Origin of the sequence: Klebsiella sp. RC2 (assembly GCF_014192815.1) — a bacterium.
GTDB classification, from domain to species: domain Bacteria; phylum Pseudomonadota; class Gammaproteobacteria; order Enterobacterales; family Enterobacteriaceae; genus Klebsiella; species Klebsiella variicola.
In genome coordinates, this window is record NZ_JACHYL010000006.1 from 226,716 (window position 1) to 241,560 (window position 14,845).

General features: G+C 53.9%; 12 protein-coding genes. 2 read left to right on the forward strand and 10 right to left on the reverse strand.

Annotation, left to right across the window (positions count from 1 at the left end; genetic code table 11):
• Positions 1–82 precede the first annotated feature (82 nt).
• The gene (locus FHW76_RS19230) at positions 83–1,012 is read left to right on the forward strand and encodes a LysR family transcriptional regulator (protein ID WP_008807489.1); all 930 of its coding nucleotides are present in this window, start codon (positions 83–85) and stop codon (positions 1,010–1,012) included.
• Here FHW76_RS19230 and FHW76_RS19235 read toward each other — a convergent pair.
• The 5 genes from FHW76_RS19235 to FHW76_RS19255 all read right to left on the reverse strand — a co-directional run bounded on the left by FHW76_RS19235 (position 960) and on the right by FHW76_RS19255 (position 7,803).
• Positions 960–1,325 (reverse strand): DUF805 domain-containing protein, encoded by a 366-nt coding sequence (locus FHW76_RS19235; protein ID WP_008807490.1) that lies wholly within the window; start codon positions 1,323–1,325, stop codon positions 960–962. The genes FHW76_RS19230 and FHW76_RS19235 overlap by 53 nt on opposite strands.
• Before the next feature lie 180 nt (positions 1,326–1,505).
• Positions 1,506–3,791 (reverse strand): hydratase, encoded by a 2,286-nt coding sequence (locus tag FHW76_RS19240; RefSeq protein ID WP_110209731.1) that lies wholly within the window; start codon positions 3,789–3,791, stop codon positions 1,506–1,508.
• Positions 3,792–3,846: 55 nt separating this feature from the next.
• Positions 3,847–5,109 (reverse strand): SLC13 family permease, encoded by a 1,263-nt coding sequence (locus FHW76_RS19245; protein ID WP_072123508.1) that lies wholly within the window; start codon positions 5,107–5,109, stop codon positions 3,847–3,849.
• 99 nt (positions 5,110–5,208) lie between these two features.
• Positions 5,209–6,642 (reverse strand): anion permease, encoded by a 1,434-nt coding sequence (locus tag FHW76_RS19250; protein WP_012542900.1) that lies wholly within the window; start codon positions 6,640–6,642, stop codon positions 5,209–5,211.
• Between the two features lie 105 nt (positions 6,643–6,747).
• Complete coding sequence (locus FHW76_RS19255) at positions 6,748–7,803, reverse strand: 4-oxalomesaconate tautomerase (RefSeq protein WP_183476900.1); 1,056 nt, start codon at positions 7,801–7,803, stop codon at positions 6,748–6,750.
• 271 nt (positions 7,804–8,074) lie between these two features.
• Between FHW76_RS19255 and FHW76_RS19260 the strand changes: the two genes are divergently transcribed.
• Complete coding sequence (locus FHW76_RS19260) at positions 8,075–9,013, forward strand: LysR family transcriptional regulator (protein ID WP_012968969.1); 939 nt, start codon at positions 8,075–8,077, stop codon at positions 9,011–9,013.
• 4 nt (positions 9,014–9,017) lie between these two features.
• On the opposite strand, the gene rihC is transcribed toward FHW76_RS19260, so the two are convergent.
• The 5 genes from rihC to ileS all read right to left on the reverse strand — a co-directional run bounded on the left by rihC (position 9,018) and on the right by ileS (position 14,835).
• A complete protein-coding gene (rihC, locus tag FHW76_RS19265; RefSeq protein WP_183476902.1) occupies positions 9,018–9,932 on the reverse strand; it encodes a ribonucleoside hydrolase RihC in 915 nt (304 codons plus the stop codon).
• Between the two features lie 67 nt (positions 9,933–9,999).
• Positions 10,000–10,950, reverse strand: a complete 951-nt coding sequence (ispH, locus tag FHW76_RS19270) for a 4-hydroxy-3-methylbut-2-enyl diphosphate reductase (protein ID WP_002887979.1) — start codon at positions 10,948–10,950, stop codon at positions 10,000–10,002.
• A gap of 1 nt (position 10,951) precedes the next feature.
• Positions 10,952–11,401: an FKBP-type peptidyl-prolyl cis-trans isomerase gene (fkpB, locus tag FHW76_RS19275; RefSeq protein ID WP_002887976.1), complete on the reverse strand. Its 450-nt coding sequence runs from the start codon at positions 11,399–11,401 to the stop codon at positions 10,952–10,954.
• 117 nt (positions 11,402–11,518) lie between these two features.
• Positions 11,519–12,019, reverse strand: coding sequence for a signal peptidase II (gene lspA / locus FHW76_RS19280; protein ID WP_008807492.1), 501 nt, complete (start codon positions 12,017–12,019; stop codon positions 11,519–11,521).
• Positions 12,019–14,835, reverse strand: a complete 2,817-nt coding sequence (ileS, locus tag FHW76_RS19285; RefSeq protein ID WP_012968972.1) for an isoleucine--tRNA ligase — start codon at positions 14,833–14,835, stop codon at positions 12,019–12,021. Before ileS ends, lspA begins: the two co-directional genes overlap by 1 nt.
• Positions 14,836–14,845: the final 10 nt, after the last annotated feature.

Genomic DNA, 14,845 nt, shown 5'->3' on the forward strand with positions numbered 1-14,845 from the left:
CTCTCTGTCCGACCAGTATATTGATAATATCGACAGCGATAATCCCACCACCCGCCAATGCACTTTTGCCCCGGGAGCACAAATGAATCTAAACCTCCTGCCGGACCTCGCCCTCTTCGTCCAGATTGTCGACCAGGGCAGCTTTTCCGCCGTCGCCCGCCAGAGCGGACTGACGCCCTCCGCCGTGAGCCGCAGCGTGTCGCGGCTGGAGCGGGAGATGGGCAGCAAGCTGCTGCATCGTACCACCCGCAAGCTGCGACTGAGCGATGCCGGGGAAACAGTGTATCAGCATGCCCAGCAGATGCTGGAAGCGGCGCGGCAGGCGATAGATTCCGCCAGCAGTCGCCAAACGGTCGCTCAGGGAAAGCTGACGCTCAGCGTACCGAAAGCCGTCGGCCGCTTTGTGATCCACCCGCTGATGATGGCGTTTTTCCATCGCTACCCGCAGGTGGACGTCTGCCTGCGGCTGGAAGATCGCCCTCTGGATTTTATCGATGACGGTATTGATTTGGCGCTGCGCATCACCGATACCCCTTCCCCTGGTCTGCATGGCAAACCGCTGATGCCAATCAGGCACGTTATCTGCGCCACTGAGCCCTATTTACAGCAGCACGGTACGCCGTATACGCCGCAGGATCTGCGCGCGCATTGCTGCATTAGTCTTGGCGAAACGCCCGCCGACGCGCGCTGGAAGTTCCGCCGGGAAGGGAAAAGCGAAACAGTGCAAACCTACGGGCGGTACGCCGCCAACCATACCGCCGTCCGCCTCGACGCGGTTAAGCAGCATCTGGGCATTGGCAGCCTGCCGCTGTTTACCGCTCGCGAGGCGCTGGCGAAGGGCGATATCGTGCAGGTGCTGCCCGAGTGGGAATTCATCAGCAGCTACTCCGGCGACCTGTGGCTGCTGTGGGCGGGAGATAAGCATATGCCCGCCAGGATGCGGGTGATGATTGATTATCTCAGCGAGACGGTGCCGGCGTTGAACGCAGGCAGCACAGAGCCAGCGAAATAATTGCAAACCACGGAATGATAACCCCCAACACAAACCAGATCCCGGAGCGGCCGATATCATGCATTCGCCGGCAGCCAACAGCCAGCAAGGGGAGCGCCATCAGCAGCAGCCAGAGCGCGGCAAAGGGAATGACAACAAAACTGAGGATGCCGTATTGAGGGTTAACGCTGGTTGCCAGACACCAGGCCGCCAGCGGCGCTGTGGCGATCAATACATTGATGAGAAAAAACGTCCAGAACTGCTGCCGGCTGGCGCGGCCACTAAAATTAAAGGTCTCTTTCCAGCCGCTCAAATACGCCTGTCCACAGGTCATTGCCTCTCTCCATGAGAATAACGTGAATAGCTGCGGGCCAGGTTGATAGACCCGACCCGCGCAATAAAAGGCAGATTAAATGATTATTCAGCGGCAATTTATGTGCTGGCACAAAAAAGCGGATTTTGGCAGGAAAGAATGGCTGGCAGCGAACAGGCCGCCAGCACGGGGTGAAATCAATTAATGACTATTAGTTAATTGATTTTTATTATAATTAATAAGCCCACCGGCTTTAATAATCTCTTGCTCAGCGGCGGTTAACGTCTCCATATAGAGGCTAATCTGCTGAATCGGCTTTTTATCACTGAGGACAAAGGCGGTGATATCGTTCAGGTCGCCTGCCAGCGCACTTTTTATCGCTGGAATATAGATAAAGTCGCCGACCTCAAAGTCAGGTATCTGTTTCATCTGCAGCGGCAGCATCCCCCAGTTAATGACATTGGAGCGATAGCGCTTGGTTGCATACTCCTGGCAAATATTAGCCAACCCACCCAGCACCCGCTGGCAGCTCGCGGCCTGCTCGCGCGCCGATCCATCGCCGGGTTTGACCGCATAGACCATGCTGCCAATCTCCGTCTGCTCAACGGTAATATGTTCCTGGCCAGGCAGCAGTCGCAGCCGTGAAAAAATATTTTCCAGCTGCGGATAACCGCGATAGAGATCCTCACCGTTAACGCGCTGTTGCTCCATTGCGGCGATGGCTTTACTCCGCCCGACATATTCCGGATCGCGACGGGATAGCGTAAATTCCGCCAGACCTAATGGATTAGAACGAAACGACGATGTTTCACCGGAAGGGATCAGTTCGTCGGTGGTGGTCACCGGATCCATTATCTTTGCAGCCACCACCAACAGAATATTTTCCGTTAGCGCATTCATCTCCGGCCAGTCTTTGATGTTCGGGCCATAGATCAGCGGCTGCTGCGTCACCCCTTTCACGAAGCCCTGATAAACCCGGCTCTGATAGGGTGATACATCAAATTCATAGTCGGGTACGTCCTGCCAGCAATCGAGTTCCGCAGCTGACGTCAGAAGTCCGCCGTTGATGGCCGTTGCAGCAATTGAGCGGGCATCCATTAATGCCACCGCGGACATTTGGCCATTTCCCGGTTTAGAACCTTCGCGGTTGGGAAAATTACGCGTCGTGTGCCGGATGCTTAAGCCATTATGCATCGGGGTATCGCCGGCGCCAAAACACGGGCCGCAGAATGCCGTGCGAACAATGGCGCCAGTGCTCATGAGATCGTTAATTAATCCCTTTTTGTTTAACGCCATCAGCACTGGCTGCGAGGAAGGATATATAGAGAGCGAGAAAATATTGTCCCCGCAGGCATGGTGCTTCAGGGCCTGAGCCGCCTGGGCCACGTTGACATAGTTACCTCCGGCGCAACCGGCAATGATCCCCTGCTGGACGCGTAATTTACCGTTCTCTATTTTGTCTAACAGCGACAGCTTCGCGCGCCCAAGGGAGATCTTCTCCGACTCCACTTCCACTTCACGTAAAATGTCCGCCAGGTTTTCATTAAGCGTCGCAATTTCATAGACGTTGGCAGGATGAAACGGTAACGCAATCATCGGCTTGATAGTGCTTAAATCAACCTCAACGCAACCGTCATAGTAGGCCATGTCTTTTGCCGCCAGCGCCCGATAGTCTTTCTCCCTGCCATGAAGGCGCAAGAAATTATGCGTCTCTTCATCCGTCTGCCAGATGGAGGACAGGCAGGTAGTCTCGGTGGTCATCACATCGATGCTGTTTCTGAAGTCGGTCGACATGCTGGCCACACCGGGGCCAACGAACTCCATCACTTTATTCTTCACGTAGCCGCTCTTGAAGACGGCGCCAACGATCGCTAACGCAATATCATGCGGCCCAACCCCCGCTGCCGGTTTACCGGTTAAATACACCGCGACAACCTCTGGATAATCAATATCCCAGGTACTGCCCAGCAACTGTTTAACTAATTCACCGCCCCCTTCGCCAACCGCCATCGTGCCCAGTGCGCCATAGCGGGTATGACTATCCGACCCCAGAATCATTTGGCCGCAACCCGCCATCATTTCACGCATATACTGGTGGATAACGGAAATATGCGGAGGAACATAGATCCCGCCATATTTCTGCGCCGATGTCAGGCCAAAAATATGATCGTCACTGTTTATCGTGCCACCCACTGCGCAAAGTGAATTGTGGCAATTGGTTAAAACATAGGGCAAGGGAAAGCGCGTCATCCCGGACGCTTTCGCTGTCTGAATAATGCCAACGAAGGTAAGATCATGGGAGGTTATGGAATCAAACTGAATTTTTAACTTCCGCTCGTCGGCTGATCGACTATGGAACGACAGAATTGACCAGGAGATCGTTCCCTTACGGGCACTTTCCTTATCGACGGGAAATGAACATGACTTTTCCGCAACAATACCATTCTCATGGGATAAATAAACCCCATGTTCATGTAATTTAATCATGATTTGCATCCTTTGCTGTAGATAAAATTAAAACCTTTTTCCTGCCCACCTACGCTTACGGATAGAAGGGGAAGAAGATGGGAAGTAAAATAAAACTCACAATAATCGATATAATAATCAGCGGCAGACCGACCCTGACATAATCCATAAATCGATACCCCCCGGCGGAAAAAATCATCATATTCGCCGGGGTTCCCACTGGCGTCGCATAGGCACACGAACAACCCACCACAATAGCCATCAGCACCGCCCGAGGGTCAGCCCCCATCGAATTGGCAATAGACAAACCGATTGGCATCAGTAAGGCGGCCGTTGCCGTATTTGACATAAAATTGGTTAATGCACAGGACATGACCAACACTGAGCTGAGCAGTAAAAATGGTGAAGCCTGTTGACCAAGCAGATCGATAACAGAGCGAGCCATGATTTCCCCGGCCCCGGTGGTTTCAAGCGCTTTCGCTAACGCTAGGGTTCCGCCGAACAGAAAAATAGTCTGTGAGTCAATTGACTGGTATGCCTGCTTTTCCGTAATAACGCCAGTAATGACTAAGAATAAAGCGCCAATGGAACCAATAATGGCAATGGGTAAACCAATAATATTCTCGAAAATCATTCCCAGGACGGTAAATACCAATACCATAACAGCAATCACTTGCTTATATTTTGGGCAAGAAATTTTTCTACCATTGTCCACATTTGCTTTGCTGCTTGCCGATTTTGCCGGCAACAGTTTATAGCCTATGGTCAAAAAGTAGAGGATCCCGCAGAGCAGCATGGGAATACCAAGTTTGGCATACTCGAAAAAACCAAAACGTTGCCCGACTTGCTCAAGCGCCGACTGGGCGATCAGGTTGCCTGGGGAGCCAATGAGAGATAAGTTTCCCCCCAGCGCCGAAGCAAACGCCAGCGGCATCAGCAGGCGAGATTGCGCATAGCCAGACTTGATAGCAGCGCCGATAACCACGGGTATCAGCACCGCAGCCGTTCCGGTATTGGATAAAAACCCGGATAGCAGGCCGCACACCAGCATAATAATAACGATAAGCTGCTTCTCTGATCTGGCGTAACGCGTCACTATGCCGCCAATCTTATCGGTGACGCCGGTTTCAAACAGAGCGCCGCCAACCACGAACATCGCCACAAATAAAATGACATTTTGGTTAATAAATCCGGCAAAAGCCGTTTTCACATCGAAAATTCCGGTTACGACTAAAACAATGCAGACAAGCATTGCCGTGGCAGCCAGAGGGATTTTTTCCCAAACAAACATCACGATTGAAAATAGTAATAGTGACAAGGTAATGGCAACTGGTGACATAAATAGATAATCCCTCGTTCAGCAAATAAAAATAATATTTTTAATAACAGCAGGTGATGCAAAATAAAATGCGGGCGTATTGACACTCTCAAAGCTACATCAAATCACTTTCCAGTACATTAATAACTCCCACCACCATACCCCTACGGTAATGTGTAAGATGAAAGTCAACAGTGCCAATATACCGCCCACAATCCACCAGGACTTAATATCGTTGTATCCCACACCAAATATAACGGGGCCCGCCGCACCGCCATAGTGAGTGACCATTCCGCCATAGGAATTACTAAACAGCAGAGCTAATGCAGTCAGCATCACCGGCGCCCCAGACACATTGGCCAGCATGGCAAAAACTGGAACCATCGCCACAATATAGGCGCTGCCCGAAGCAAAGAAGTAACGGACTAAAATACTTAACGCCACGATAATGATGAAGGCGAGCGTACTATGAGTGCCAAAAGAAATGTTATTTTTGAGCAAGTCAGCCAGCCACATGAAAAAACCCACGCTGGACAGCAATGAGCTCAAACCGATGATGCCGCCATACCAAATCAGTGTGTTCCAGCCACCTTTGTTCTTAATCACATCATCCCAGCTGACGATTTTTAATACCAGCATCAATGCCATCACACAAATGGCGACCGTTGATTCGTTCACGCCCAGCGATTTACTGAATACCCAACCGCCCAGCGCCATGATAAACAGGCAGGAGAGCATCTTTTCCCGTAACGTCATCGGTCCTAAGGATTCAATACCGGCTTTGGCTATCGCTTTGTTATCCACCTTCTTCAGCTCAGGGGGATAAAGCTTATAAATAATCAACGGCGTCAGTAGCAGCATAATGATGCCTGGCAACACGCCGGCCAGCGCCCATCCGCCCCAGCTCAATTTGATATGACAAATATCCTCAATCATCTTGAGCGCCAGAATATTGCCGGCCATCGCCGTAAAAAACATATAGCTGGTGGTTTTGGTCACCATATAGACGTTCATCATCAGGTAATGACCAACGCGTTTTGCGCTATGTTCAGGTTCCGAGCCCAGGGCCACAGCCACGCTATTGATAATCGGTAAAACGATACCGCCAGCGCGCGCGGTATTCGACGGCGTAGCGGGTGACAGGATCAGATCCAAAAAAGCGGTGACATAGCCTAATCCCAGCGTCGTACTGCCTATCTTGCCAATAAGAATATAAGCAATACGTTTACCTAAGCCGGTAATGACAAAAGCGGCACTGAGGGTGAATGCAGAGAACACCAGCCAGGTGGTGCCGGAAGCATAACCGCTTAAGACGCTCGATGACTTTATGGTGCCGTCGCCTAAATTACCGATCACCACCATAGAGGCAGCGACGGCGATTAACAAGACAACCGGTTCGGAAAAGGGTTTGATCACTAAACCAACGATGGCCGCCAGATAAATACCTGACAACACCCATGCTAGCTTAGTCAACCCTTCAGGTGCGGGAAATACACTTATCAGTATTGGTATGGCTATAATAACCAATAGTTTCCATAACGATTTTTTATCCATTTTGATTCCTTGCCTAGATTAATCATATAAAAACGCTCAGGAATGACCCAAAATAAAAATCGGGCACTCTGTTTCGAATAATTTATAAATTGTCTGGTGAGATGATTAATCTGGCAGGTAAACCATTCCCGAGAGAATTTTACGCGCGGTGCGAATAACCGATGCGCGAATGTTTTCTGGCTGCCCATGAGTATTGCTCAGACTCACATCAATGCTTCCGCTGGGATGCTCAACGTTAATGAGGCCATCCCCCGCCATGCGGGTCATTTCGTTAACCACGGTATCAGCAATAATGCATGAACTCGCCAGGCCGATGGCGCCGGTGATCGCCAACGATTTATGACAGCTATGCGGCATGAAATAGCGAACAGTCAGTGTTCCACCATGCTGTGGTGGCGCCACCAGCACGGGTTTGGGGATCACCATATTTGATACGTCGCCAAATCCCATTGCCGCGCCAGCTTGTTTGCGGATGGATTCCAGGCGTTGAAAAAAGCCTTTATCCTGATCTAATTCACTCGCTGACTCATATCCTGTTTTGCCCAGGCTTTGCGCCGGAATAATGACCATGGGCATCGCCATATCGATACAGGTCACGCGAATACTATCAAAGATATCGACCCGGTTGCCGGTGGGGAATAGCTGGCCGGATTTCGCCCCTGCAGCGTTCAAAAACGTCAAGCCAACGGGTGCGGCCTGGCCTGGAACGCCGTCAATATGCGTGCCGCCTTCATAAACCACCTGCCCATTCGGGGTCTGAATGTCTGCGTCAACAAAGGTATTGGTATTCACGTTCCTGATGCGCACCCGTGTCACCGGAGAGGTTGCCGCGACGAGTCCTTTTTCGATGGCAAACCCACCCACGGCGCAGAGCATATTGCCGCAATTCGGCGTGATATCTACCCGGCGTTCATTGACAATGACCTGAACAAATAAGTAATCCACATCCGCTTGTTGACTGGTCGATTGGCTGACAATCGCCACCTTGCTGGTCTGTGGGCTACCGCCGCCAATCCCGTCGATTTCCAGCTCATGGCCTGAACCCATGATAGTTAATAACGCCTCATTACGTTTCTGCGTATCTTCAGGGAGATCGTCTGCTAACAGAAAGGCCCCTTTTGAGGTGCCGCCACGCATAAGTGCGCATGGAATAGTTTTCATAACACGCTCCTTACAAATAGAGAAGAAAAACTCAAATAAGCGGCAGGCGTGAATTAAATACATTCAATGAATTTAAAGTTTTTTATTAACTTTATTATTTCATTGCCGCCATACCGTTTACCCGCTGATTCTACTTGCAAGGGTGTCGGTGATTGATAAAATTAAAAAATAAGATTTATTCCCCCAGAACATCAATTACAGATTTCATCGCGATGATAATTAATTAGGCCCTATTATAGGCATAAAGTCTATTTACGCTCAGGGAGTCATGATGAACAATGAACTATCCGGTATGAAAGCCTTTGTGACCGTGGCGGAGCTCGGCTCGTTTAGTAAAGCCGCCGAGGTCCTTAATCTGACACAACCCGCGCTGACGCGAAAAATTAAAAAAATTGAAAGTAATCTCAATACCGCGCTATTCGTACGTACCACCCGAAAAATTCAGCTCACGCAGGCGGGAGCAATGCTGCTGCCGAAAGCAAAATCGCTGATTGCCAGCCTCGATGCCGCCATCTTCGACGTCAGCAGCCTCACTTCTCATGTCCAGGATACGATAACGTTGTCCTGTATCCCCACAGCCGTCTTTTATTTTTTGCCTCGCGCTATCGTTCAATTTAATCAGCGCTATCCGCATATCAAAGTACGAATTTATGAACAAGGTATAGAAAATTGCATGACCTCGGTGAGAAAGGGGGAAGTCGATTTTGGAATAAACATGAACTTCATCACACATCCCGATATCGAATTTAGCCCACTGGTCAATGAACCCTTCGTCCTGGCCTGCAGAAAGGATCATCCACTGGCCAGCAAGAAATTGGTGGAATGGCGAGAGCTCGCCTCGCAGAGATTAATTGGCGTAAGGCGATCGAGCGGCAATCGGCAACTGATTGAAAGTTGCCTGGCAGATAAACCGTGGAAGCTGAACTGGTTTTATGAAGTCAGACATTTATCCACCTCTCTCGGCCTGGTTGAGGCGGGGCTTGGCGTATCGGCATTGCCCTGTCTGGCCATGCCCCATCACGTCAACAGCGCGGTGGTCAGCGTGCCGCTAGTGGAACCCGTCATCCGGCGTACACTGGGTATGATCCGCGTAAAAAACCGCCCGCTTTCCGCAGCAGCTGAACGCTTCGCGTCACTGTTACTCCTGATGTGGACGGATGAAGCGAGCGAACTGTGGTGTAACGTTGTCGACACAAACCCGCAAGGATAAACGGTTACGGCGCCAGGGCAATCACCTCCGCTGCCCAGCGCTGAAACCCTTCCACGTCGATATCGAGCGCCACCAGGGCGTTCGCCGGCTGACCCAGTCGTCCTTCGATATCCACCACCGTGGTGCCGGCGGTCCAGGTCCCCTGCGTCTCCACCGCCACAAAACACGGCTGGAGAGTGAACAGTTCCGGGCGCGCCAGCCACGCAATAGCGCAGAGATCGTGCATTCGCAAACCACTGCTCATGCTGCCGCTGCGATAGTGGCTAAACAGAGCATGAAGCATTTTACCGGTCTGGTTCAGCGTCGGTAGGGTCGCCAGGTAATCTGCCGCCAGCAGCGCCCGGTTGGTGACGTCCAGCCCGCACATCACAATCTCCAGCCCGCTGTGGAAGACTTTCGCGGCGGCTTCCGGGTCGATAGCAATATTGAATTCCGCATTCGGCGTGAAGTTGCCGCGGCCCGCCGAGCCGCCCATGATCACCAGCCGGCGAATGTTGAACACGCATTCCGGGTACTGGGTCAGCAGCAGCGCTATATTGGTCAGCGGGCCAATCGCCACCAGAGTAATCGGCTCGGCAGCGTGCATCAATGTATCGCGGATCGCCTGGAAGGCCGGCTTCGCCAGCGGCTGACGTTGATGCTCAACAAAGTCATACCCCTCCATGCCGGATTCGCCATGCACCGAGGCGGCGTCGCGCAACGGACGCACCAGCGGCATCGACGCCCCCTGCGCCAGCGGCACATCGGCATTCCAGAAGTGCAGCAGCTGCAGCGCGTTACGGGTCGTCTTCTCCACCGAAACGTTGCCCGCCACGGTGGTCATCAGTTGCAGCTCCAGCTCGGGCGCGAACAGCGCCGCGGCAATGGCGGCAGCATCGTCGATGCCCGGGTCAGTATCAAGAATGATCGGTAAGCGCATGGTTTCTCCCTAAAAAAAATGCCAGACGTTAAGTCTGGCATCTTCTCATACTGCTGGAGGAAAGAACTTACTCTACTTCACGGACATCCACACGCAGCTCTTTCGGCACTTCAAAGACGATATTCTCTTCCCGGCCTTCCAGTGGCACGGCTTCGCCGCCGCCCAGCTCCTGCAGGCGGGTAATGACGTTCTGCACCAGAATATCCGGCGCCGATGCGCCCGCCGTCACGCCGACACAGGCCGCATCCTTGACCCACGCTTCCTGGATATCGGAGGCGTCGTCAATCAGGTAAGCCGCTTTGCCCATCCGCTGCGCCAGCTCGGCGAGGCGGTTAGAGTTGGAGGAGTTTTTCGACCCGACCACCAGCACCACGTCAGCCTGCTCCGCCAGCGCGCGCACGGCTTCCTGACGGTTAGTGGTGGCATAGCAAATGTCGTCTTTGCGCGGGCCGACGATTTTCGGGAAACGCGCGCGCAGGGCGTCAATAACGTCAGACGTATCGTCGACGGAGAGTGTGGTCTGGGTCATAAACGACAGCCGGGCGTCGTTTTTGACTTCCAGCTTGAGAACGTCTTCCGGCGACTCGACCAGGTACATGCCCCCTTGCGGGTTGTTGTACTGTCCCATGGTACCTTCGACTTCCGGGTGGCCGGCATGGCCAATCAGAATCGACTCTTCGCCGCGGCGGCTGGCGCGGGCGACTTCCATATGGACTTTGGTCACCAGCGGACAGGTGGCGTCGAACACCGTCAGGTCGCGGCTCTTCGCTTCATTCCGTACCGCCTGCGATACGCCGTGAGCGGAGAAAATCAGGATCGCGCCGTCCGGCACTTCGCTGATCTGTTCGATAAAAATGGCGCCGCGCTTGCGCAGGCTATCCACCACATAGCGGTTGTGCACCACTTCATGACGAACATAGATCGGTGCGCCATACAGCGTCAGCGCGTTTTCTACAATGCTGATAGCGCGGTCAACACCAGCGCAAAAACCGCGCGGGTTAGCCAACAGGATCTGCATGTTACTCCTCCAGCGCCGGATCGATCTCCAGCACTTCAATATCAAAATGAACGGTGCGCCCGGCCAGCGGATGGTTGAAGTCGACGGTGATGGAATCGCCGTTCACTTCGCGGATCACGCCAGGCATTTCGCTGCCATCCATTGCAGTAAAGAGCATAATCGCGCCGATCTCTGGTTCGCCAGCGTCGATAAATTCACGGCGAGAGAAATACTGAATCAGGTCCGGGCTGGGTACGCCAAAGGCGGCGTCAGGCTCCAGCGAAAAGGCCTTTTTCTCCCCCTCTTTCAGACCGAGAAGCTGTTGCTCCAGCCCTTCGGACAGAGAGGTGTCGCCGAGGCGAAACAGCGCCGGTTTGCCGTTGCTGCGGGTGGACTCGGCGGTGGAGCCGTCGTCCAGTTTCAGTGTGAAGTGCACCAGTACCGCGCTGTTGCTCTGTACGGATTTAGACATGCAAATTGCTCGCTTGTTTTAGGTCACCGGTTGCCCGGTGGCGCTATGCTAACCGGACCGACGGGCGGCCACAAATTCTGTAGGCCGGGTAAGCGTAGCGCCACCCGGCATTGACATTTACGCCTGCTCTTTCGCGGTCGGTTTCGGCAAGAAACCTTCCAGCACAATCAGCGCTGCGCCGATGCAGATCGCACTATCGGCGAGGTTGAAGGTGGCGAAATGCCAGTCGCCGACGTAGAAGTCGATCATATCGACCACGAAGCCGTGCCACAGGCGATCGAACAAGTTACCCAGCGCACCGCCGATAATCAGGGCGTAGGCAATATTGTTCAGCTTTTGCGTCGCCTTCGAACGGTACATCAGTACCGTCAGCACCACACAAATGCCGATCGCGATCCCGGAAAAGAACCAGCGCTGCCAGCCGCCGCTGTCGGCGAGGAAACTAAACGCCGCGCCATAGTTGCGGGCATAATGCAGATTAAGCGACGGGAACAGCGGAACCGTCTCCCCCAGAGCGAAGTTCTGGAGGATCAGGAATTTGCTACCCAGATCGATAATCAGCACGGCTACGACGACCCACAGCCAGCGTAGCCCCGTTGAACAGATCGATTTACTCATCAGGCGAATTTACGTTGCTCGCCGTTACCGGCGACGTTGCTCACACAGCGACCGCAGATTTCTGCGTGTTCCGCTACCTTGCCGACGTCACTGGTGTAATGCCAGCAGCGTGGGCACTTCTCGCCCTCGGCTTTACTCAGGACCACTTTCAGCCCTTTCAGCAGATCGCTCTGCCAGGCATCAGCCGGCGCCTGCGCATAATCGGCAACGTTGGCGCCGGAGGTCAACAGGACAAATCGTAATTCATCGCCCAGCGCGTTGAGCTTGGCCGCCAGGTCGGCATCGGCATACAGCGTGACCGCTGCTTCCAGAGAGCCACCGACTTTCTTATCCGCACGCGCTTGCTCGATCACCTTGTTGACTTCGCCGCGCACCTTGAGCAATTCATCCCAGAAACCGTCGTTCATCGCTTCATCGTCGGCCAGGCCGAACAGACCTTCATACCACTCGCCGGTGAAGACATATTTCTCACGATCGCCCGGCAGGTAGCCCCAGATTTCGTCCGCGGTGAAGGACATGATCGGCGCCATCCAGCGCACCAGCGCTTCCACGATATGGAACAGCGCGGTCTGGCAGCTGCGACGCGCCACGCTGTCCGCTTTCGCGGTGTACTGGCGGTCTTTGATGATGTCGAGGTAGAACGAGCCCATTTCGATGGAGCAGAAGCGCATCAGGCGCTGTACCACTTCATGGAAGTCGTAGGATTCGTAGGCTTTCAGGATATCTTCCTGTGCCGCCTGCGCGCAGCCGACTGCCCAGCGGTCCAGCACCACCATCTCTTCCGGTTTAACCATGTCTTTCGCTGGATCGAAACCGTTCAGGTTCGCCAGCAGGAAGCGCGCGGTGTTACGGATACGACGATAGCTGTCCGCGGCGCGTTTGAGGATCTCATCGGAGACCGCCATTTCGCCGGTGTAGTCGGTGGAAGCCACCCACAGACGCAGGATATCGGCGCCCAGCTTGTTCATCACGTCCTGCGGGCTAACGGTGTTACCGATAGACTTGGACATTTTGCGGCCCTGGCCATCGACGGTGAAGCCGTGGGTCAGTACCTGGCGATATGGCGCTTTGCCTTTCATCGCCGTGGAGATCATCAGTGAAGACATGAACCAGCCGCGATGCTGGTCAGAGCCTTCCAGATACATGTCCGCGGCGTGACCGGCGAATTCCGGACGCACATCAACCACGGAAGAGTGGGTCGACCCGGAGTCAAACCACACGTCGAGGGTATCCGGCACTTTCTCGTAGCTGTCGGCGTCATCGCCAAGGATGTCGCGGGAATCGAGATCCCACCACGCCTGGATGCCGTCAACTTCAACGCGTTTCGCCACTTCTTCCATCAGTTCGAGGGTACGCGGGTGCAGTTCGTGGGTTTCTTTGTGCACGAACAGCGACATCGGCACGCCCCAGGTACGCTGACGGGAGATACACCAGTCAGGGCGGTTAGCGACCATCGATTCGATACGCGCCTGGCCCCAGTCCGGGATCCACTGCACGCCTTTGATCTCTTTCAGCGATTGCGCGCGCAGGCCTTTCTGATCCATGCTGACGAACCACTGCGGGGTGGCGCGGAAGATGATCGGCGATTTGTGTCGCCAGCAGCACGGATAGCTGTGCTGCATTTTTTCCACGTGCAGCAGCGCGCCGCTGTCACGCAGCATCTCAACGATGATGTCGTTGGCTTTGAAGACGTTGATGCCATCCAGAGACGGATAGGTACCAGGCAGGTAAGCACCGTCCGGGCCAACCGGGTTGGCGATTTCCAGACCGTATTTCTGGCTGATGGTGTAGTCGTCCGGACCGTGGCCGCCGGCGGTATGCACCGCACCGGTACCCGCGTCCAGCGTCACGTGGTCGCCAAGGATCGCCGGCACGTCGAAATCGAGGAACGGATGCTTAAAGCGCATCAGTTCAAGCTCAGAACCTTGTACCGCCGCCAGAATAGTGTAGTCCGTCGCGCCAACGCGCTTCATTACGCTCTCAACCAGGTCTTTCGCCAGGATCAGCGCCTGACCGTCAACCTGCACCAGCGCGTAGTCGAATTCCGGCGACAGAGAGATGGCACGGTTAGCCGGCAGGGTCCACGGCGTGGTGGTCCAGATAACCAGGGAAACCGGGCCGTTGACGTCGGCTACGCCGAATTTCGCCAGTACCGCGGCTTTGTCTACCGCGTGGAACGCCACATCGATAGACGGAGAGGTTTTGTCGTAATACTCCACTTCCGCTTCCGCCAGCGCGGAACGGCAGTCAACGCACCAGTGCACCGGCTTAGCGCCTTTATGCAGATGACCGTTGCCGATGATTTTACCCAGCGCACGGATGATGTTGGCTTCGGTTTTGAAGTCCATGGTCAGGTACGGACGCGACCAGTCGCCCAGCACGCCCAGGCGGATAAAGTCTTTACGCTGACCGTCGATCTGCTCCGCGGCATATTCGCGGCACTTGGCGCGGAATTCAGCGGCGGTGAATTTCTCACCCGGCTTACCGTATTGCTGCTCGACTTTCAGTTCGATCGGCAGACCGTGGCAGTCCCAGCCCGGAACGTACGGCGAGTCATAGCCCGTCAGTCCTTTGGACTTAACGATAATGTCTTTCAGAATCTTGTTAACCGAGTGACCAATATGAATGCTGCCATTCGCATAAGGAGGGCCATCATGCAGAATGAAGGTTTTTTTGCCTTTTTTGGCTGCACGAATGATGCCGTACAGGTCATCATCGGTCCAACGCGCCAGCATTCCCGGTTCGCGTTTGGCGAGGTCGCCACGCATAGGGAACCCTGTTTCCGGCAAATTCAGGGTCGATTTATAGTCACTCATCAGATTCTCG

What these genes read in the sequence shown, in the direction of transcription:
- FHW76_RS19230 (WP_008807489.1), top strand. Translation starts at nt 83, where the DNA reads ATGAATCTAAACCTCCTGCCGGACCTCGCCCTCTTCGTCCAGATTGTC.
- FHW76_RS19235 (WP_008807490.1), bottom strand. Translation starts at nt 1,325, where the DNA reads ATGACCTGTGGACAGGCGTATTTGAGCGGCTGGAAAGAGACCTTTAAT.
- FHW76_RS19240 (WP_110209731.1), bottom strand. Translation starts at nt 3,791, where the DNA reads ATGATTAAATTACATGAACATGGGGTTTATTTATCCCATGAGAATGGT.
- FHW76_RS19245 (WP_072123508.1), bottom strand. Translation starts at nt 5,109, where the DNA reads ATGTCACCAGTTGCCATTACCTTGTCACTATTACTATTTTCAATCGTG.
- FHW76_RS19250 (WP_012542900.1), bottom strand. Translation starts at nt 6,642, where the DNA reads ATGGATAAAAAATCGTTATGGAAACTATTGGTTATTATAGCCATACCA.
- FHW76_RS19255 (WP_183476900.1), bottom strand. Translation starts at nt 7,803, where the DNA reads ATGAAAACTATTCCATGCGCACTTATGCGTGGCGGCACCTCAAAAGGG.
- FHW76_RS19260 (WP_012968969.1), top strand. Translation starts at nt 8,075, where the DNA reads ATGAACAATGAACTATCCGGTATGAAAGCCTTTGTGACCGTGGCGGAG.
- rihC (WP_183476902.1), bottom strand. Translation starts at nt 9,932, where the DNA reads ATGCGCTTACCGATCATTCTTGATACTGACCCGGGCATCGACGATGCT.
- ispH (WP_002887979.1), bottom strand. Translation starts at nt 10,950, where the DNA reads ATGCAGATCCTGTTGGCTAACCCGCGCGGTTTTTGCGCTGGTGTTGAC.
- fkpB (WP_002887976.1), bottom strand. Translation starts at nt 11,401, where the DNA reads ATGTCTAAATCCGTACAGAGCAACAGCGCGGTACTGGTGCACTTCACA.
- lspA (WP_008807492.1), bottom strand. Translation starts at nt 12,019, where the DNA reads ATGAGTAAATCGATCTGTTCAACGGGGCTACGCTGGCTGTGGGTCGTC.
- ileS (WP_012968972.1), bottom strand. Translation starts at nt 14,835, where the DNA reads ATGAGTGACTATAAATCGACCCTGAATTTGCCGGAAACAGGGTTCCCT.